The sequence below is a fragment of the Mesorhizobium sp. M1004 genome (assembly GCF_040318795.1).
In the GTDB taxonomy this organism is placed as follows: Bacteria; Pseudomonadota; Alphaproteobacteria; order Rhizobiales; family Rhizobiaceae; genus Mesorhizobium.
The window spans coordinates 163,237-181,182 of record NZ_JAMYNB010000011.1; the positions used below are offsets into that span (position 1 = coordinate 163,237).

The window sequence follows — 17,946 nt, forward strand, 5'->3', positions numbered from 1 at the left end:
TGCGTTTCCGATACTTACTGCGGCAACTTGTCGTCGACGCCCTTCACATAGAAGTTCATGCCGAGCAGCGTGCCGTCGTCGGCTACTTCGCCGTCCTTGAGCCACGGCGTGCCGTCCTGCTTGGCGACCGGTCCTGTGAAGGGGTTCCAGCCATCTGCGATTTTCTTGGCGGTTGCCTCGGCCATCGCCTTCACATCGTCCGGCATGTTGGTGAAGGGCGCCAGCTTGACGGCGCCGTCCTTGATGCCGAGCCAGACATTGTCAGGCTTCCAGGTGCCGTCGAGCGCCGCCTGAACGCGGCTGATGTAATACGGCCCCCATTCGTCTGTCAGCGAGGTCAGCTGCGCGTTCGGCGCGAACTTGATCATGTCGGAGGACTGGCCGAAGCCGTGCAGCTTGCGCTCTTCCGCCACCTGCAGTGCCGCAGTGGAATCGGTGTGCTGGACGATGATGTCGGCGCCCTGGTCGAACAGCGCCTTGGCCGCGTCGGCTTCCTTGCCCGGATCGAACCAGGAGTTCACCCAGACGATCTTGGCCTTGAAGTTCGGGTTGACCGACTGCGCGCCGAGCATGAAGGAGTTGATGCCCATCACCACTTCGGGGATCGGGAAAGAAACGATATAGCCGGCGACCCCTGCCTTCGATTCCTTGGCGGCGATCTGGCCGAGCACGTAGCGGCCTTCATAGAAGCGCGCATTGTAGATGCCGAGATTGTCAGCGGTCTTGTAGCCGGTGGCGTGCTCGAACATCACTTTGGGGAACTTCTTGGCGACCTTCACTTCCGGGTCCATGAAGCCGAAAGAGGTGCCGAAGATGATCTTGCAGCCTTCGCGCGCCAGACGCTCGAAAGCGCGATCGGCATCGGGACCTTCCGAGACGTTCTCGAGATAGGCGGTTTCGACCTTGTCGCCGAGCGCCTTCTCCACCTCGAGGCGGCCTTGGTCGTGCTGGTAGGAATAGCCGAAATCGCCGATCGGGCCGGTGTAGACCCAGCATGCCTTCAACTTGTCGGCGGCCTGCGCCGACGCCGCCAGTGACATGGCGGCGGTCGTGGTCATCAACGCGATAAACAGTTTTTTCATTGTGTTACCTCTCTGAGTTTAGCCTTGGAGCTTCCCGTTTGTTTTTGTTGTCAACGATCCGGAACGAATGGCTGCCCCAAGGAAGCCGGCGTGTTCATCATCGTCAGACGCTTGTTGCGCGAGATTAGAACGAGAACCACGACGGTTGCCAGATAGGGCAGAGAAGAAAGCAGCTGCGAAGGCACCGGAATGCCAAATGCCTGTGCATGAAGCTGGCCGATCCACACCGCGCCGAAGATGTAGGCGCCGGCGAGCACGCGCCACGGCCGCCAGGAGGCGAAGACGACCAGCGCCAGCGCGATCCAGCCGCGGCCCGCGCTCATGTTCTCCACCCATTGCGGCGTGTAGACCAGCGACAGATGGCCGCCGGCAAGGCCGGCGCAGGCGCCGCCGAAGATGACCGCGAGATAGCGGTAGCGGATGACCTTGATGCCGAGCGCATGCGCCGATGTGTGGCTGTCGCCGATCGAGCGCAGAGTGAGGCCGGTGCGGGTCTTGAACAGGAACCACATGACGGCCGCCGTCAGCGCGATCGAGATGTAGAAGATCGGGTCCTGGCCGAACAACAGCCTGCCGACCACGGGAATGTCGGTGAGCACCGGAACGTAGAGGTTTGGCAGCCGCTCGCCGGGCTGGCCGACGAAGCTGGTCCCCATCATGCCGGAAAGGCCGAGGCCGAGCAGCGTCAACGACAGGCCGGTCGCCACCTGATTGGTGGCGAGCGACAGCGTCATCACCGCAAACAGCAGCGAGAACACCGCGCCCATGGCAATTGCCGCCAACAGGCCCATCCAGGGCGATCCCGTGAGATAGCCGGCTCCGAAGCCGCCGACGGCGCCCATGATCATCATGCCTTCGACGCCGAGGTTGAGCACGCCGGAGCGCTCGACCACCAGTTCGCCGATGGCCGCTATTAAAAGCGGCGTCGCCGCCGTGGCGATGGTCAAAAGGATGTTGACGGCGATGTCCATCAGCGGGCTTCCTTCAACTTCGGCGCGGCTTCAAGCTTCGCCGCGCTTTTCGTCAGCGCCATGCCGACCAGACGGATGCGATAGTGGATGAGCGTGTCGCAGCCGAGCACGAAGAACAAAAGCATGCCCTGGAACACGCGTGCCACTTTGTCGGAAATGCCGAGCGCGCTCTGCACCGCCTCGCCGCCGAGATAGGTCAACGCCAGCACCAGGCCGGCGGCGACAATGCCGAGCGGATTGAGCCGGCCGAGGAACGCGACAATAATGGCGGTGAAGCCGTAGCCGGGCGAGATCACCGGCTGGAGCTGGCCGATGGCGCCGGAGACTTCCGAAATGCCGGCAAGCCCAGCCAGCGCGCCTGACAGCAGGAAGGCGAAGAACACCATGCGGTTGAGGCCGAAACCGGCGAAGCGCCCTGCCCTCGGGCTGGAGCCGAGCACGCGGACCTCAAAACCCTTGAGCAGGCGGCTCATCAGCACCCAGATCAGCACGGCTGCAACAAGCGCGAAGACAAAACCCCAATTGGCGCGGCCGGCATCCGGCATCAGTTCCGGCAGGACCGCCGAGTCATTGAACTGGATCGTCTGCGGGAAACCGTGGCCCTGTGGATCGCGCCAGGGGCCGCGCACCAGCCAGTCGAGGAAAAGCTGGGCGACATAGACCAGCATCAGGCTGGTCAGGATTTCGTTGGTGCCGAAGCGCGTCTTCAAGAGAGCCGGGATTGCTGCATAGGCGGCACCGCCGACCATGCCGAACAACAGCATCAGCGGCAGCACCAGCGGGCCTTCGAACCCGGGAAACAGCACCGGAATGGCCGAGCCGAAAATGCCGCCGAGGATGAACTGTCCCTCAGCGCCGATGTTCCAGATGTTGGCCTTGTAACAGACCGACAGGCCGACCGCGATCAGGATCAACGGCGCGGCCTTGATCGCCAGCTCATGCAGCTGCCAGACCTGGCTGATCGGCTCGATGAAATAGATCTCAAATGCGCTCAGCGGGTTGACGCCGAGCAGCGCGAACAGAACCGCGCCGGCGATGATCGTTAGGGCGAAGGCGATGAAGGGCGACAGCGCCGAAAAGAGCATAGAGCGCTGCGGGCGTTTGACGAGTTCGAGGCGCATCATGCCGTCTCCAGACCATGTTCGGCGTGGCCAGGCTCGGCGCCGCCCATCAACAGACCGACCTTTTCGAAAGTTGCCTCGGCGATCGGCAGCGGTTTGGACAATTCGCCATTGTGCATGACCGCGATCGCGTCCGAAATCTCGAACAGCTCATCGAGGTCCTGGCTGATGACCAGAACTGCCGAGCCGCTGCGCGCCAGTTCGATCAGCGCCTGGCGGATGTGGGCGGCGGCACCGGCGTCGACGCCCCAGGTCGGCTGGTTGACGACCATGACGGCAGGGCTGCGGTCGAGTTCGCGACCGACGATGAATTTCTGCAAATTGCCGCCCGAAAGGGCCGCAGCTTCCGGATCGGGCGCGCTCTTGCGCACATCCATCGCCACGATGATGCGCTGGGCGGCGGCATAGACCGCACCGCTTTTGACGGCGCCGCCGGCGCCGACAAAAACCTTGCCGTCGGTGGCGTGCCGCGACAGAAGCAGGTTTTCCGAAAGCTTCATGCGTGGCGCCGCGCCATGGCCGAGGCGTTCTTCCGGCACGAAGGCAGCGCCCATCAGCCGCCGGCCTGTGATCGAGAGCGAGCCGGCATCCTTGCCGCGGATGCGCACGGATGCGGCGTCCTGCTGCAGCACCTCGCCGGAGACGGATTCGAAGAACTCGCCCTGGCCGTTGCCGGCGACACCGGCAATGCCGATCACCTCGCCGGCGCGCACAGTGAGGTTGATATTCTTCAGCGGAATCGAAAACGGCGTTGCCGGCTTGCGGCTGAGGGCGCGGATTTCGAGCAGCGGCTGCGCGGTCTCGATGCCTTCGGCCGGCGCACGCACCACGGCCTTCACCTCGTTGCCGACCATCATGCGGGCCAGCGACGAAGCCGTTTCCTCGCGCGGATTGCAATGGCCGACGACCTTGCCGTGACGCAGCACGGTCGCGCGGTCGCAAATGCGTTTGACCTCTTCCAGCCGGTGCGAAATGTAGAGGATGGATTTGCCCTCGGAGCGCAGGCGCTCCAGCGTCTCGAACAGCTTGTCGGCTTCCTGCGGCGTCAGCACCGAGGTCGGCTCGTCGAGGATGATGAGCTGCGGCGTCTGCAACAGGCAGCGGATGATCTCGATGCGCTGGCGTTCGCCGACCGAGAGATCGCCGACCAGCGAGTCCGGATCGAGCGGCAGGCCATAGCTGAAGGAAAGCGCCCTCGCCTTGGCCGCGATCGAGCTGATCGGTGAGCCGTCATCCAGAGACAGAGCGATATTCTCGGCCGCGGTCAGCGCCTCGAACAGCGAAAAGTGCTGAAACACCATGCCGATGCCGAGCTTCTTCGCCATGCCCGGACTGGTGATCCGCACCGCTTCCCCGTTCCAGAATATCTCGCCGGAATTGGGCTCCAGCGAGCCGAACAGCATCTTGACCAGCGTCGACTTGCCGGCGCCGTTTTCGCCAAGCAGCGCGTGGATCTCGCCCTTGGCGATGTTGAGGTCGATATGATCGCACGCCGTCAGCGTGCCGAATATCTTGGTCAGGCCACGAACCTCAAGCAGGTTCGCTCCATCATGATCTGCACTCACAGTGCCTCCCATCCGGTTCCCGGACATGTTCTGTGTTCCCGCCAACATCGTATGCGCTGGCCGCTCTCGTGCGAAAGCAGCACCCACCTTGAAAGAGCTTCAAGAATTTCAGCGGAAACTCAAGGGGTAAAGATAGACCCGTTTCGCACAACAAACCGACCGACCGGTTTTTCGTGCAAACAGTGCCTGGGCGCCGCGGCAAAGCACTGAAAGGAAGGCAAACCTCCGTCAGGGGATCAGTATTGTCGTACCCGTGGTCTTGCGCCCTTCGAGATCGGCTTGCGCCTTGCCGGCGTCCTTCAGCGCATAGCGCTGGTTGATCTTGATCTCGACCGCGCCGCTCAACACCACATCGAACAATGCCGCGGCGGAGATTTCGAGGTCTTCACGCTTGGCGTTGTAGACGAACAGCGTCGGCCTGGTAGCGAACAGCGAGCCCTTCTGCGCCAGCACCGACATCGAAAATGGCGGGATCGGTCCAGAGGACTGACCGAAAGAGACGAACATGCCGAGCGGCTTCAGACAGTCGAGCGAGGCCGGGAATGTGTCGTTGCCGACCGAATCGTAGACGACGTCACATTTCTTGCCGCCGGTGATGGCGGCGACGCCGGCGACGAAATCCTGCTCCTTGTAGTTGATGACATGGTCGAAGCCATGCGCCTTGGCGAGCTCGATCTTGTCGGTTGAGCTTGCCGTGCCGATCACGGTGGCGCCGAGATGTTTTGCCCATTGTCCCAGGATCAGCCCGACGCCGCCGGCGGCGGCATGAAACAGGATGGTGTCGCCTGCCTTCACCTTGAAGGTCCGGCGCAACAGATACTCCGCCGTCATGCCTTTAAGCATCATGCCGGCGGCCTGTTCGTCGCTGATGCGGTCCGGTACCTTGACCACGCGGTCGGCGGCGACAATGCGCTGTTCGGCATAGGCACCGACATTGACGGCATAGGCGATGCGGTCGCCCGGCTTCAGCCAGTCGATGCCTGCGCCGACCTCGAGAACCACACCTGCCGCCTCGCCGCCCGGGATCAGCGGGAAGCCGCCGGGCGGCGGATAGAGGCCGATGCGGTGATAGACATCGATGAAATTGAGGCCGATCGCGGTGTGCCTGACCAGGATCTGCCCGGCGCCGGGTTGCCCCGGATCGGCGTCTTCATAGGTCAGGACTTCCGGACCGCCATGGGCGTGGATACGGATTGCTTTGGACATTTGTGGGCTTTCCTGCGGTCAGGCTTTCTTAGTGTCCGGCTTGGCGCCGAGTTTGGGGAAGAACTGCATGATACCGCCGATGCAGGCGAGGTAAAGTCCGGTGATGGTGATGCCGACCTTGGTAAAGACGCCGACCTGTTCGCCCAAAACGCCGATCTGGTCGTAGAAGGCGGCAAGGGCCGCCTGCGCCAGCGCCAGCGCACCGAAAGCGCACCAGAGCAGCGTCATGCCAAGATTGATTGGCCGCAGCCGCACCACCCGCACGGGATGGATGAAGTTGATCGGCACGAAGGTCAGGATGCCGGCCGCCACGACGACGCCGAAGGACACCCACTGTCCGGGCTCGATGACGAACAGCGTGAACACGACCATGTTCCAGACCACCGGAAAGCCTTTGAAGAAGTTCTCCTTCGTCTTCATTCCGGTGTCGGCATAATAGATGGCGCTGGACACCACGATGATGGCCGCCGACAGGAACGACAGCCCTTCGCCCATGAAGCCGCGCTGGTAGAGTGCGAAGGCCGGGATCAGCACGTAAGTGACATAGTCGATGATGTTGTCGAGGAGCTCGCCCGACCAGGTCGGCAAAATCTCCTTGACCTCGAGCTTGCGCGCGATCGGCCCGTCTATGCCGTCGACGAACAGCGCCAACCCCAGCCACCAGAACATCGCCGTCCAGCGTTGCTCGCTTGCCGCCACCAGCGACAGGAAAGCCAGGAACGAGCCAGACGCGGTCAACAGATGCACCGAGAATGCCCGCGCCTGCGGCCAGGTGACCTTTTTCTTCGGCCTGGGTATCCGGTCGGTGATCTTTTTGGCGGCGTTTCTGGCCGTTGTGTTCTTGCTCACGGGCCCCGCCAATCCAGTTTGCAGATTTCGGCCGAGCGGCCGGCAAAGTTCCAGTTGCGGCCGAAAGCCCGCATCTTGCTCTTATCGGACCTGGCCACGATGATCTCCGGCGCGATCCAGTATTCCGAGTTGCCGATCACGGTATCCTTCTCGCGATCCTTGCCGGGAATCGGTGTGACCGCCCCGTCGATGATCTTCGGTATCTGGAAAATACGGGTCTTGTCACGCGTCTCGTAGGTGATCGGCACCTGCTCGACGCCGAGGAACTTGCCGACAAGGATCGACAACAGCGCGGTGGTTCCGCCGGCCTTCCCGGTGAAGATCCTGGTCAGCGCTTTCACCGCATAGACGGAGGCTTGCTTGTCGATGAACAGGCCTGCGGTCCAGTTGCCGCGGCTCATATAGCCTGGGATTTCCATGACCAGACCGAGATTGAGGCCGGACAGGTCGACCTCGCCGAAATGGCCTGCGTCGATGCGGAAGCCCGCCCAGGTCTGGCAATAACCCTCCGTCGGCGGATGGCTGCCAAGCGACAGTACGCAAGGACAAAAAACCGTGCAATTGCAGGAGAGTACGAGCTCTCCTTTCATTGCCCAGCCTTGCTCTGCCATGGAATTATCCCCCGTCATGCCGAGACTACTAGCAGGGCGACTGCCCAGACAAGCAGTATCGCACCGGCCACTCGGGTTGGAAGGCTGCCGGTGGTCTGTTTTTCGATCAATGTGAACAGGCCGATCAGCGCCATCCAGAACACGTTCATCGCGCCGACGGCAAACATCACCAGCATCAGCGCCCAGCAGCAGCCGAGGCACCACAGGCCCTGCTTCAGCCCTAGCCGGAAGATGCCACCCGGCTCCGCGCTCCAGTTGGAAAACAGTGTCGAGAACGGGTTCCGGCATTCTGTCAGGCAGGCCTGCTTGAGGCTGCTGAACTGGTAGAGGCCGGCAACCAGCAGCGCGGCCGCCGCGGCAAGGCCGCTCACCGCATCGAGCAATCGAGCGGAGGACGCAAATGCGTGGACGAGCAACGTCAGCACCGCGAAGCCGATAGAGGCGACAAGCCATGTCGAGAGGTAGCCGGCGACCAGGACCAGCGGGTGGGCCACCGGCTCGCCCTTGATGCGGGCGGTGTCGGCGATTTCACAATAGGTACGGATCATCGGCGCCGCCGACGGCAGCATCGTCGCCACGGCCATCAAAAACCACATCACGATCAGCGCCAGAACCGGTGCGCCGCCGGCATCAAGTGGTGCGGGCATCAGGCACATGCCGAAGAAGCGGTCGAGGACATCCGGCAGCGGCAGTTGCGGCAGATATCGCAGGACCACATCGCCTGGTACGCCGGGGAGCCGGCCTTCGGCGCCGCGGATCGCCATGGCGCCGAGAATGAACCAGGCGAGCAGAATGCCGCCGACGATGGCGATGTTGACCGTCAGGCGGGGGCTGCGGGCCAGGCTTGCCGTGGCGCGGCCGGCGCGGTCGAGATGGCTGAAATCGTCCTGCTGGCCGGTCATGACAACCGAATGAGCCTAATCGCCGCGTTGATCAAGCCGCATGGTCTGACCTATATCCATGGGTAGACACCTGCATCGCAAACTGGAAGTCCAATTTGGATCATCGCGAGACAGCACGGATACTGGTAGCCGGCAGCGGCCCTGCCGGACTGATCGCGGCGCTCGGTTTCGCCGAGGCGGGCTTTCCGGTAACCCTGGTCGGACCCGAAGCAGGCGGGCCCGATGGCCGGACCACGGCGCTGATGAACCCTGCTCTCAAGGTTCTCGATCGGCTGGGCGTGCTGGCCGAACTTGCGCCGAAGGCCGCGCCGCTGAAGGTCATGCGCATCGTCGATGCGACCAGCCGGCTGATCCGCAGCCCGGTGGTGACTTTTCGCGCCATAGAGATCGGCGAGGAGCAGTTCGGGCTCAACCTGCCCAACAGTGAGCTGAACCCGACGCTGGCCAAGTCCGTCGCGGCACATTCCGGCATCGAATGGCTGACGTCGATGGTCGAGAGTTGGCGTCTGGACGCCGATCAGGCGCATGCCGTTTTGGCTGATGGCCGCGAAGTCTCGGCCTCGCTCGCGGTCGCTGCCGATGGGCGCCTGTCGCCGGCGCGTGAGGCGGCGGGCATAGTGGCCTCGGTGCGATCCTACCGCCAAGCGGCGCTGGTGCTGAATTTCGGCCATCGCAGCGAGCATGGTTTCACCTCGACCGAGTTCCACACAGAGACCGGGCCGTTCACCCAGGTACCGCTGCCCGGCAACCGCTCCAGCCTCGTCTGGGTGGTGAAACCGGAGACGGCGAAGGACCTCGCCGCACTCGATGACGTGACACTTTCCGAGCGTGTCGAGCAGCAGATGCAGTCGATGCTGGGCCGGGTGTCGGTTGAGCCCGGCCGACAAATTTACCCGCTTTCAGCGGCATCACCGGGGCGCTTCGCGCAAAACCGTGTGGCGCTGGTCGGCGAGGCTGCACATGTGTTCCCGCCGATCGGAGCCCAAGGTCTCAACCTCGGCATCAGGGACGTTGAGGATCTGATTGGAATCGCACGCGAAAATCGCGGCGACCCTGGCGCCGCAAGGGCTTTGGCCGCCTATGATTCCAGGCGCCGTCCCGACGTTCTGGCGCGTTCGGGCGCGGTCAATCTGCTTAACATGTCGTTGCTGTCGGACATGTTGCCGGCGCAGATGGCACGCAGCGCCGGCCTCAATGTGCTCGGCAGTTTCGCGCCGCTGCGCGCCTTTTTCATGCGCGAAGGCTTGAGGCCGGGCAGCGGCTTTGCGGCGCTTACCGGCGGTTCAGGGAAACAGGTCCGGCGGTAAGATGCCGTGGCGGATCATGTAGAGCAGCCCGGTCACCGTCAGCACCGAGAGACAGGTGGTGATCATGACGCTGGCCGAGGCGCGTTGCACCCAGACGCCATATTGCTGGGCGATGACGAAGACGTTGGTTGCAGTCGGTAATGCCGCCAAAAGCACGGCTGAAAAAACCCAGATTTCGGAAAAGTTCCCGATCCAGCTCAGCACGACGTAGCAGAGCGATGGATGCAGGATCAGCTTCAGCGCCGCGATCGACGCCAACTCATGCGGCACGCGGTTGAGGGGCCGGAGCGCAAGCGTCACGCCCATGGCAAACAGGGCGCAAGGGGCGGCCGCCCGAGACAGATATTCGAGCAGGCGATCGACCGGCTGCGGTGGGTGAAAGCCGAGATAGGCGGCGCCGACGCCAAGCGCGGTCGCGATGATGAACGGGTGCAGGACGATTTTCCTGACTACGCCGAGGATGAGCCGCCACGGCGATGTCTTGTCGTCGCCCGACAGCGCCATCATCATCGGCGCGATGGCGAAATGCATGATATTTTCGAAGCAGAAGATCAGCGCAACGGGGACCGCCGCTTGTTCGCCGAAGGCGAGCAGCGCCAGCCCCGGCCCCATATAGCCGATATTGCCGTAGGCCGCGGCCAGCGCCTTGATCGTCGACTGGGCGATCTCGCCGCGCGACGCCGTCGCCGACCATACGAACATGATCGAGAAGATCGTGTAGGTGGAAAATACCGAGCCGAAGATGAAGCGCCATTCCGTCAACTGTTCGAACGGCGTGCGGGCAAGCAATTGGAAGAACAGGGCAGGAAGCGCGACATAGACGATGAAGGTGTTCATCCAGCCAAGCGCTTCCAGCGGCTGCCTGGTCATGCGCGCAACCAGAAAGCCGATGAAAATCAGCCCGAAGAACGGAATAACAAGACCGACAATGTCAGACATTTTTGCCCTGGCCCGAAACCCCGGGACCGGGCTAGCCCGTAGCTTCATCGGGCGTCAAGCGCTTCGGCATTGAACTGACACGCCATCTGCGCCAAATAAAGCCTGATCCCAGACCTAAGTCGGGCTCGATTTTTGGCCACGGCGTGTGTAAATTCAAAGTCTTAGAGCGCTCTTCGCACATTCGAGGGGACGCCGGGCGCTCTAGAGGCTTAGTGGTGAGTATGATGAAAACGGCCAAATTTTCGATCGGACAGGTGGTTCGTCATCGGCTGTTTCCGTTCCGCGGCATCATTTTCGATGTCGATCCGCAATTTGCCAACACCGACGAATGGTACGAAGCCATCCCGGCCGACGTGCGGCCGCGCAAGGACCAGCCGTTCTACCATCTGCTCGCCGAGAATTCGGAAACCGAATACATCGCCTATGTCTCCGAGCAGAACCTGCTCGAGGATCAATCGGGCGAACCGGTCCGGCATCCACAGATCGGCGAGATGTTCGACAAGCGGCCCGACGGACGCTATGAGCCAAAACGCCAGTCGAGACACTGACATCACCTTGCATCGACGTGACGACAACAAAAAAGCGGGGCATGACCCCGCTTTTTGTCGCTCCGGTATCTGTCCCGGCGATTAGTTGGCGGCTTTGGCCTTGGCCTGCTCGTCCTTGAGCTTCTTGGCGAAGTCCTGGTTGTTCTTGACGACGAAATCCTGAAGTTTTTTCTGCCGATCCTCGATGTCCGACTGCTGCAGCGGCGCGCCGTCAAAGGCGCCGCTGAAGCCGGTCAAGGCAACCTTGATGGGATTTGGCTGACTTTGGAAGTTGATCGAGGTCAGCGTGATCGCCTGTCCCTTCTTGAAGGACGCGACGAGCGCGTCGGTCAGCGGCACTTCGGCAACGCAACGGTCGGCGAAGCAAATGACATAATCCAGCTTCGTCGCCTTGCCGGCGTCTATCTGCAGGGCGATGCCGGGGGGCACCAGGCGACCTGGGGGAACCGTGACCTGGAAGACCTTGCGGTTTACCTTGCCCTTCAACTCGATCAGGCTGACCCCGGTGACGAACTGGCCGTTGCCGGCAGTGATGATGTTCTGGACATTGCAGATGTCGACATCTTCCTGCTTGGTGCAGGCCTTGAACCAACCCTGCGGAATCTGTTGCTGTGCCGAAGCGGTGGGAAGTCCGGCGCCCAGAAAGCCGACCACGCCCGCGGCCAGGACCGAAAGGCGGTATGCGTTGCTGTTCAGGCTCGTCATGTCGTGCATTTCCTCTCAAATGATCCCGGGACCGGCTTCTTCGCGCCGTGTGGTCCTGCTACCTGTTGCCGAATTGAGGCAACAGAATGACTTCGGAGCGCGTGTTACACTGCATGAGCAGCCGAATCCAGCCCGCCGCCTGCAATTCTTGGCCTCGCAATTTGGGTCGTGCGATTTGGATTGATGTATCTGGCCGGAGCGCCGCGGCGCCATGTTAGGGTGCACTCCGAATCATCAAGCCGCCCAGTAAGGAGACGGTCATGGGCCGCATTCTTGTTTGGCTGATCGCCGCAATCTCGTTCTTCGCCTTTGCACCCGGCGTGGCGATGTCGGAACCGAAACATGCCATCGCCATGCAGGGCGAGCCGGCGCTGCCAGCCGACTACCAGCATTTCGACTACGTCAATCCCGATGCGCCCAAGGGCGGCAACATCACTTACTGCGTCGTCGGCAGCTTCGACAATCTGAACCCGTTCATCCTGAAGAGCCTGCGCACCACGGCGCGCGGCATGCAGGACCTCATTTTCGGCAATCTCGTCTTCGAGCCGTTGATGATGCGCAACTACGACGAGGCCTTCAGCCTCTATGGCCTGCTCGCAGACACAGCCGATATGGATCCCGAGCGCAAGTCGATCGAGTTCCATCTCAACCCAAATGCAAAGTGGTCCGATGGCGAGCCGGTGACGCCGGATGACGTGCTGTTCACCTACGATGTCTTCACCGACAAGGGCCGCCCGCCCTACAGGGACCGCATGAGCCTGATCGCCAAGCTCGAAAAGACCGGCGATCACAGCGTGCGCTTCACCTTCAACGACAAGGCCAATCGCGAGACCCCCTTGATCATCGCACTGACGCCGATCATCCCAAAGCACGCCTTCAACAAGGATACCTTCGACAAGACGACGCTGAAGCCGGTGATCGGCAGCGGTCCCTACACCATCGACAAGGTGCAGCCGGGACAGCGCATCGTCTTCAAGCGCAATCCGAATTACTGGGGCAAGGACATCCCTTCCAAGCGCGGCTTCGACAATTACGACCAGATCACCATCGAGTACTTCCTCAACGCCAATGCCAAGACGGAAGCGTTCAAGAAAGGCATCTGCGCCATTTACGATGAGGGCGATCCGGTCAAGCGCGAGCGCGACATCGATTTTCCCGCCTTTCATCGCGGCGAGGTGATCGCCGAGACCTTCGACACCGGCATACCGCCCGTGGTGACCGGGTTCCTGTTCAACACGCGACTGGAGAAGTTTTCCAATCCGGAGGTGCGGCGCGCGCTCGGCATGCTCTACGACTTCGAATGGGCCAACAAGAACCTGTTCGGCGGCAAGTACACGCGCACGATGAGCTACTGGCAGAATTCCGAACTTTCCGCGCTCGGCCATCCCGCCAGCGACAGGGAAAAGGCGCTGCTGGCGCCCTACCCCGGCCGCGTGCCGGCCGATGTCATGGACGGCAGCTGGCGCCCTCCGGTGAATGACGGCACCGGCCAGGACCGCAAGGTGCTGAAGCTGGCGTTCGACCTGCTGAAGAGCCAGGGCTACGCCGTTAGGGATGGCGTCCTGCTGGATCCCAAGGGAAACCCGTTCGGTTTCGAGATCCTGACGGCGTCGCAGGACGATGAACGCTTTGCCGCCATCTATCAGCGCTCGCTGGAAAAGATCGGCATCGCGGTGACCATCCGCAGCCTCGAGGCCGACCAGATCCAGTCGCGCAAGCAGCGTTTCGACTTTGAGGTTCTTGTCGGGTCGAGCGGGTTCAGCAACTCGCTGTCTCCCGGTATGGAGCAGAACCTTCGCTGGGGTTCTTCAGAGGCCAAAAGAGAAGGTTCATTCAATCTGGCCGGCGTCGCCGATCCGGCGGTCGACGCGGCGATCGACGCGATGCTGAGAGCACGGACCAAGGAAGACTATGTCGCCGCCGTGCGCGTGCTCGACCGATTGCTGATCTCCGGCAATTACATGGTGCCGATGCAGTACAACGCGCAGCAATGGCTCGCTTACTGGAATTACCTGGACCATCCCAAAAAGACGCCCATATTCGGTTATCAATGGCCGACCTGGTGGCGCAAGCCGAACTGAGCGTGGCCGAGATCGGTCTCGCTGAAACGTTCGGCTGCAGGAGATCAAGATGAGCGATGACAATTCCATTTCCGTCGACGTGGTTTCCGACGTCGTCTGCCCCTGGTGCTTCGTCGGCCAGAAGCGGCTGGATAAAGCGATTGCCGCTGCCGGCGACGTTGAGGTTCATGTGCGCTGGCGGCCGTTCCAGCTCGACCCGACCATCCCGCCCGAGGGCAAGGACCGGCGCGAATACATGCTGGCCAAATTCGGCAGCGACGAGCGCATCCGCCAGATGCATGCCCGCATAGAGCCGCTCGGCGAAGCCGAAGGCATCGATTTCGCTTTCGACGCCATCAAGGTCGCCGCCAACACGCTGGACGCGCATCGTGTCATCCGCTGGGCCGGTGCCGCCGGTGAAGCCGTGCAGAACCGGCTCGTGCGCCGGCTGTTCCAACTGTATTTCGAGAAAGGCGGCAATATTGGCGACCACGCCGTGCTGATCGATGCCGCCCGCGAGGCCGGCATGGACGCTGCCGTGGTCGAAACGCTCCTGCCGACCGATGCCGACGTCGAGGAGGTGCGCACAGAAATCGCCACGGCATCGCGGATGGGGATCACTGGCGTGCCGTGCTTCCTGCTGGAAGGCAAATACGCCGTCATGGGCGCGCAGGACGCCGACACGCTGGCTGATGCCATCCGCCAGGTCGCGGCCGCCAAGGCCAAGGGCGAACTTGAAAAGGCCGGCTAGAGCCTGTTCCATCCCGATGGAAATCGGGATGGGCTCCATCTCCTGAGCATGATCTCTGGACAAAACGGTTTCCCGTTTGTCCGAGAAAACCGGCAACCACTTTTCGGGATCATGCTCGGGTTATTTCACCGTTACCTTGGCTTTGCTGAGGAAGAATCCGTGGCCGTTGCTGCCCGTGCAGGTCAGTCCCTTGGTTGACGACTGGCAGCTAAACGGCCCTTTGCTCCAGCTGTTGCCATAGGCCAGCTTCGCGACATCGCTGCAGCAGCCCTGCTCTCCCGGATTCCTGATCAATGTCGCGGGGCCGTTCGGCCCAAGGATCACGATGACGTAGCTGGGCTCGACGCGCGAACAGCTCAGTTCCGGACCGCCATCCTGTGGCTCGTAGGTGCTGGTGCCGCCCTTCGGCGTGTAGATGCAGCCGATGTTGCCGGACGGCGCATTGAACTCGATTTGCCCTTCAGCGCTTGCCGGAATGGTCTGGCTGCCGGCATGCGCCAGAGGCAGCCAGGCAAAGAGCGACAGGATCGCGGGAGCGGCGGCGTGTGCAAGCATTGGGGAGCTTCCTTGTTGGGGACCGGACATGCATTGGTGCCGACAGTGCCCGACGAGGTTCATTCCAGTGCGCTTGATTGTCAAACGGTGTTGAGCTGCAGCTAAAAAGCGCGTGCCACCTCATGAACAGTCGCTTTACAGGAGCGACGATCTTGCGTGCCCAACCATGATGGCCGGTGAAATGATTCGGGCGGCCTGGGGCGATCACGGACGGCCAATTTTTCGGGCGATCCGGTTAGCGCGCGGTGGGAAAACCGGCCGACGGGCAGGCCTTTTGGTCACAAAGCCGTGTATGAGCCTTCCCCCAGGGAATATTTTCGCACACCTGAGCGTTCTCGCAACACATTGAAACAAAGGACAAATTGGGCCCAAAGACGGCGGTCTCGCAGCAGCAACTGTTGCCTGATCGCAACGGCGGGTGGGCTGCCTCACATTCGCCGGGATAAAATTCATAGAAAATGATCAATTGGTGTTACTATCCGTAACAAAACTAAAAAAGGTTTGGGCGGGATTGTGATTCGGGTCGACAGACCGCGACGTTCAATATCGGCACTTTGGAACCGCGACGCCCCCGCCGGGCCGTCGCCCCTGACGCCAGTATCGTCGATGCGGACCTTCTGGGGACTGATGCGGGCCTACTGGTTCTCGGACCGGTGGAGAGAGGCCTGGGCTCTCACCGTCGTCCTCGCACTCATCATAGCCCTGTCGAGCAAGGCCGACGTCTGGTTTACCGTGTTGGCGGGCGAACTGGCAGCCTCAATCGCTTTTTTTCACGACGCCGCGAATACCACGCCCCTTGAATCGGTGCTCACCAATGCCGGCCTGCTTGTGCTGCTGGTCGTGTTCAAGGACATGGGAATCATAGGCGCCTGCAAATTTGTATCGGCGACATTGCATCGCAAATGGCGCGCCTGGTTGAACGCGCGTTTCAATGCGGCGCTGCTCGATACCAACCATACGCACTACCACGCCCAGAATGGCTCGCCAGATGCGCCAGCGCCCGACAACATTGATCAGCGCGTGCAGGAATCCATCAAAGACATGGCGGGCGGCGCCATCGGGCTTGCCCAAGGTGTGTTCGGCGTCTTCACCTCACTTTATTTTGTCGGCGGCGCTTTGCTGGCGAATTCCGTGGAGGTAAAAGGCCTGGATGCCCTCGGCAGCTATGGCAGCGCCGTCCTCGCTCTGCTGGCGGTTGCCATCTACGTGCCGGTCAATACCTGGATCGCGATCAAACTCGGCGGAATGCTGGAGTGGCTCAACGTCAGGATGCAGAAGGCCGAAGGCACCTATCGCAGCGAGCTGATCACTTTGTTGCGCCGCAGTTTCCATGTGTCGGCGTCGCAAGGCGAAGACGTGCAAAAGACGATACATGGACGGCTCTATCTCGATATCGATACGACCTGGTCGAAGCTCAACATCGTCAACACCCTCTATGCGGGATTCGAATCGGTCTATAATTTCGTCGGGGCCAAAGTTGTCGCCTACGGACCTGGTCTGGTGCCGTTCATCCACAACGGCGTCGACCTCAAGGGCTACATAACCGGTTCCGAGCAGGTCAACGCGCTGATCAGCAAATGTTCCTGGTTCATCCATGTCATGCCGAGTCTCGCCACCTTGCGGGCCAACAGCCAGCGCGTCATTGAATTGGCGCACGCCATTGAAAACGTCCAACAGCCGCAGGAATTCTACAGCCAGACCGGCCGTTCCGACTTCCACTATGCCAGCCAGAACCCGGTCTTCGGCCTGACAATCCAGAAGCTTGAACTGGCGCATCAGGGCGAGGACGCCACGCCGTTCCTGAGCGCAGCCAATCTGCGCTTTCGGCGCGGCGAGTGGGCATTCCTCAAGGGCGAATCCGGCTGCGGCAAGACTTCGCTGATCAAGGCGATCAACGGCTTGTGGCCTTATGGCCGCGGCACCATCGTCTTCCCTGACGGTGTGAGGAGCTTCTATGCCGCCCAGGAGGTCAAGCTGCAGCAGGTGTCGCTGAAGCAGTTGGTGTGCCTGCCCGGCTCCGAGGACGACTATGGCGATGCGCAGGTCGCGGCAGCCCTGCACAAGGCCGGCCTTGGCGATTTCATCGAACACATGGCCGATGAAAGCCGCGAGGGAAAGATCTGGGACCAGCTGCTGTCCGGCGGCCAGAAGCAGAAGCTGGTTGTGGCCCGCATCGTGGTGCAGCAGCCCGGTCTGCTGTTCCTCGACGAAGCGACCGGCGCGCTCGATCCGGATGGGAAGATCGCCTTCCACCAGGCCATCAAGGACAATTGTCCCGATGTCACGGTGATCAGCATCATGCATGAGGCGGTGGCGCCACGTTCGGCCTCGGGCGAGGAATTCTACCATAGCGTGGTCGCGATCGCCGACGGCGTCGCCACCAAGAGGCCGCTTGTTCCGAACCTTCCGCGCGAGCTCACCACCATCCTTACGCAGCCGCGGCCGGTCGAGGACAAATGGATGCGTTTTTCACGCCGGCTGAAGCAGAAATAGCAGCCACGCCGAAGCGCGTTCCGCCACTGGCGGCGGGGCACTCGCTCCCTCCCCCTTCAATAATCATCACAGTCTCGCGATTGGGCCGGCTCCCGGCTGTTTTCCGCCACCCCCGCGATTGACTCGCCAAGATGCGCTCCTATGTTGCGCCCGCTCGCTGAATTCCAACTCGAACCCGCGAGCAGAAAGGTCACCGCGCCATGCCTGGCGACAGTAGTCGAACGCAACCGCCGTCCGCCTCGATGTGACCTCTAACGGCTCACGTTCCGCCGGACGGCAAG

The 17,946-nt window shown here is 61.8% G+C and carries 16 protein-coding genes; 5 read left to right on the top strand and 11 right to left on the bottom strand.

All coding sequences use genetic code 11. From position 1 onward, the window contains the following. Window positions 1–14: 14 nt before the first annotated feature. The 8 genes from NKH54_RS22975 to NKH54_RS23010 form a co-directional block, all read right to left on the bottom strand. A complete protein-coding gene (locus tag NKH54_RS22975; RefSeq protein WP_023668961.1) occupies window positions 15–1,082 on the bottom strand; it encodes a BMP family ABC transporter substrate-binding protein in 1,068 nt (355 codons plus the stop codon). A 50-nt stretch (window positions 1,083–1,132) separates the two neighbouring features. Then, window positions 1,133–2,053 (bottom strand): ABC transporter permease, encoded by a 921-nt coding sequence (locus tag NKH54_RS22980; protein ID WP_023682526.1) that lies wholly within the window; start codon window positions 2,051–2,053, stop codon window positions 1,133–1,135. Further along, complete coding sequence (locus NKH54_RS22985; RefSeq protein ID WP_031193354.1) at window positions 2,053–3,177, bottom strand: ABC transporter permease; 1,125 nt, start codon at window positions 3,175–3,177, stop codon at window positions 2,053–2,055. Before NKH54_RS22985 ends, NKH54_RS22980 begins: the two co-directional genes overlap by 1 nt. Beyond that, complete coding sequence (locus NKH54_RS22990; protein ID WP_023682524.1) at window positions 3,174–4,751, bottom strand: ABC transporter ATP-binding protein; 1,578 nt, start codon at window positions 4,749–4,751, stop codon at window positions 3,174–3,176. Before NKH54_RS22990 ends, NKH54_RS22985 begins: the two co-directional genes overlap by 4 nt. Before the next feature lie 216 nt (window positions 4,752–4,967). After that, on the bottom strand, window positions 4,968–5,945 hold the full coding sequence (locus NKH54_RS22995) for a quinone oxidoreductase family protein (protein ID WP_023682523.1): 978 nt from the start codon (window positions 5,943–5,945) through the stop codon (window positions 4,968–4,970). 18 nt (window positions 5,946–5,963) lie between these two features. Beyond that, window positions 5,964–6,794, bottom strand: a complete 831-nt coding sequence (gene pcsA, locus NKH54_RS23000; protein ID WP_023682522.1) for a phosphatidylcholine synthase — start codon at window positions 6,792–6,794, stop codon at window positions 5,964–5,966. Then, window positions 6,791–7,405 (bottom strand): DUF1326 domain-containing protein, encoded by a 615-nt coding sequence (locus NKH54_RS23005; protein WP_023706821.1) that lies wholly within the window; start codon window positions 7,403–7,405, stop codon window positions 6,791–6,793. The genes pcsA and NKH54_RS23005 overlap by 4 nt, the downstream gene beginning before the upstream one ends. A gap of 14 nt (window positions 7,406–7,419) precedes the next feature. Further along, window positions 7,420–8,307 carry a DUF2182 domain-containing protein gene (locus NKH54_RS23010; RefSeq protein ID WP_023682520.1) on the bottom strand — a complete coding sequence of 296 codons (888 nt, stop codon included), beginning with the start codon at window positions 8,305–8,307 and terminating at the stop codon, window positions 7,420–7,422. A gap of 95 nt (window positions 8,308–8,402) precedes the next feature. On the opposite strand from NKH54_RS23010, the gene NKH54_RS23015 reads away from it, so the two are divergent. Next, the gene (locus tag NKH54_RS23015) at window positions 8,403–9,614 is read left to right on the top strand and encodes a UbiH/UbiF family hydroxylase (protein WP_023714196.1); all 1,212 of its coding nucleotides are present in this window, start codon (window positions 8,403–8,405) and stop codon (window positions 9,612–9,614) included. On the opposite strand, the gene NKH54_RS23020 is transcribed toward NKH54_RS23015, so the two are convergent. After that, window positions 9,591–10,553 carry an AEC family transporter gene (locus NKH54_RS23020; protein WP_023714197.1) on the bottom strand — a complete coding sequence of 321 codons (963 nt, stop codon included), beginning with the start codon at window positions 10,551–10,553 and terminating at the stop codon, window positions 9,591–9,593. The genes NKH54_RS23015 and NKH54_RS23020 overlap by 24 nt on opposite strands. A 224-nt stretch (window positions 10,554–10,777) precedes the next feature. On the opposite strand from NKH54_RS23020, the gene hspQ reads away from it, so the two are divergent. Further along, window positions 10,778–11,101 carry a heat shock protein HspQ gene (gene hspQ, locus NKH54_RS23025; RefSeq protein ID WP_023668971.1) on the top strand — a complete coding sequence of 108 codons (324 nt, stop codon included), beginning with the start codon at window positions 10,778–10,780 and terminating at the stop codon, window positions 11,099–11,101. 81 nt (window positions 11,102–11,182) lie between these two features. On the opposite strand, the gene NKH54_RS23030 is transcribed toward hspQ, so the two are convergent. Continuing rightward, entirely contained in the window at window positions 11,183–11,806 is a 624-nt protein-coding gene (locus NKH54_RS23030; RefSeq protein WP_023668972.1) for an invasion associated locus B family protein, read from the bottom strand. A gap of 260 nt (window positions 11,807–12,066) precedes the next feature. Here NKH54_RS23030 and NKH54_RS23035 point away from each other — a divergent pair, with 260 nt between their 5' ends. After that, complete coding sequence (locus NKH54_RS23035) at window positions 12,067–13,887, top strand: extracellular solute-binding protein (protein ID WP_352444308.1); 1,821 nt, start codon at window positions 12,067–12,069, stop codon at window positions 13,885–13,887. A 49-nt stretch (window positions 13,888–13,936) separates the two neighbouring features. Continuing rightward, complete coding sequence (locus NKH54_RS23040) at window positions 13,937–14,617, top strand: DsbA family oxidoreductase (RefSeq protein WP_353028973.1); 681 nt, start codon at window positions 13,937–13,939, stop codon at window positions 14,615–14,617. 120 nt (window positions 14,618–14,737) lie between these two features. Here NKH54_RS23040 and NKH54_RS23045 read toward each other — a convergent pair whose 3' ends face one another. After that, window positions 14,738–15,172: a hypothetical protein gene (locus NKH54_RS23045; RefSeq protein ID WP_023816069.1), complete on the bottom strand. Its 435-nt coding sequence runs from the start codon at window positions 15,170–15,172 to the stop codon at window positions 14,738–14,740. Window positions 15,173–15,778: 606 nt separating this feature from the next. Here NKH54_RS23045 and NKH54_RS23050 point away from each other — a divergent pair. Beyond that, the gene (locus NKH54_RS23050; RefSeq protein ID WP_353028974.1) at window positions 15,779–17,665 is read left to right on the top strand and encodes an ABC transporter ATP-binding protein/permease; all 1,887 of its coding nucleotides are present in this window, start codon (window positions 15,779–15,781) and stop codon (window positions 17,663–17,665) included. Window positions 17,666–17,946 lie beyond the last annotated feature (281 nt).

Excerpts from the sequence above, each read along its gene's own strand:
- NKH54_RS22975 (WP_023668961.1), bottom strand. The coding sequence starts at position 1,082 with ATGAAAAAACTGTTTATCGCGTTGATGACCACGACCGCCGCCATGTCA.
- NKH54_RS22980 (WP_023682526.1), bottom strand. The coding sequence starts at position 2,053 with ATGGACATCGCCGTCAACATCCTTTTGACCATCGCCACGGCGGCGACG.
- NKH54_RS22985 (WP_031193354.1), bottom strand. The coding sequence starts at position 3,177 with ATGATGCGCCTCGAACTCGTCAAACGCCCGCAGCGCTCTATGCTCTTT.
- NKH54_RS22990 (WP_023682524.1), bottom strand. The coding sequence starts at position 4,751 with ATGGGAGGCACTGTGAGTGCAGATCATGATGGAGCGAACCTGCTTGAG.
- NKH54_RS22995 (WP_023682523.1), bottom strand. The coding sequence starts at position 5,945 with ATGTCCAAAGCAATCCGTATCCACGCCCATGGCGGTCCGGAAGTCCTG.
- NKH54_RS23005 (WP_023706821.1), bottom strand. The coding sequence starts at position 7,405 with ATGGCAGAGCAAGGCTGGGCAATGAAAGGAGAGCTCGTACTCTCCTGC.
- NKH54_RS23010 (WP_023682520.1), bottom strand. The coding sequence starts at position 8,307 with ATGACCGGCCAGCAGGACGATTTCAGCCATCTCGACCGCGCCGGCCGC.
- NKH54_RS23020 (WP_023714197.1), bottom strand. The coding sequence starts at position 10,553 with ATGTCTGACATTGTCGGTCTTGTTATTCCGTTCTTCGGGCTGATTTTC.
- hspQ (WP_023668971.1), top strand. The coding sequence starts at position 10,778 with ATGAAAACGGCCAAATTTTCGATCGGACAGGTGGTTCGTCATCGGCTG.
- NKH54_RS23030 (WP_023668972.1), bottom strand. The coding sequence starts at position 11,806 with ATGACGAGCCTGAACAGCAACGCATACCGCCTTTCGGTCCTGGCCGCG.
- NKH54_RS23035 (WP_352444308.1), top strand. The coding sequence starts at position 12,067 with ATGGGCCGCATTCTTGTTTGGCTGATCGCCGCAATCTCGTTCTTCGCC.
- NKH54_RS23040 (WP_353028973.1), top strand. The coding sequence starts at position 13,937 with ATGAGCGATGACAATTCCATTTCCGTCGACGTGGTTTCCGACGTCGTC.
- NKH54_RS23045 (WP_023816069.1), bottom strand. The coding sequence starts at position 15,172 with ATGCTTGCACACGCCGCCGCTCCCGCGATCCTGTCGCTCTTTGCCTGG.
- NKH54_RS23050 (WP_353028974.1), top strand. The coding sequence starts at position 15,779 with ATGCGGACCTTCTGGGGACTGATGCGGGCCTACTGGTTCTCGGACCGG.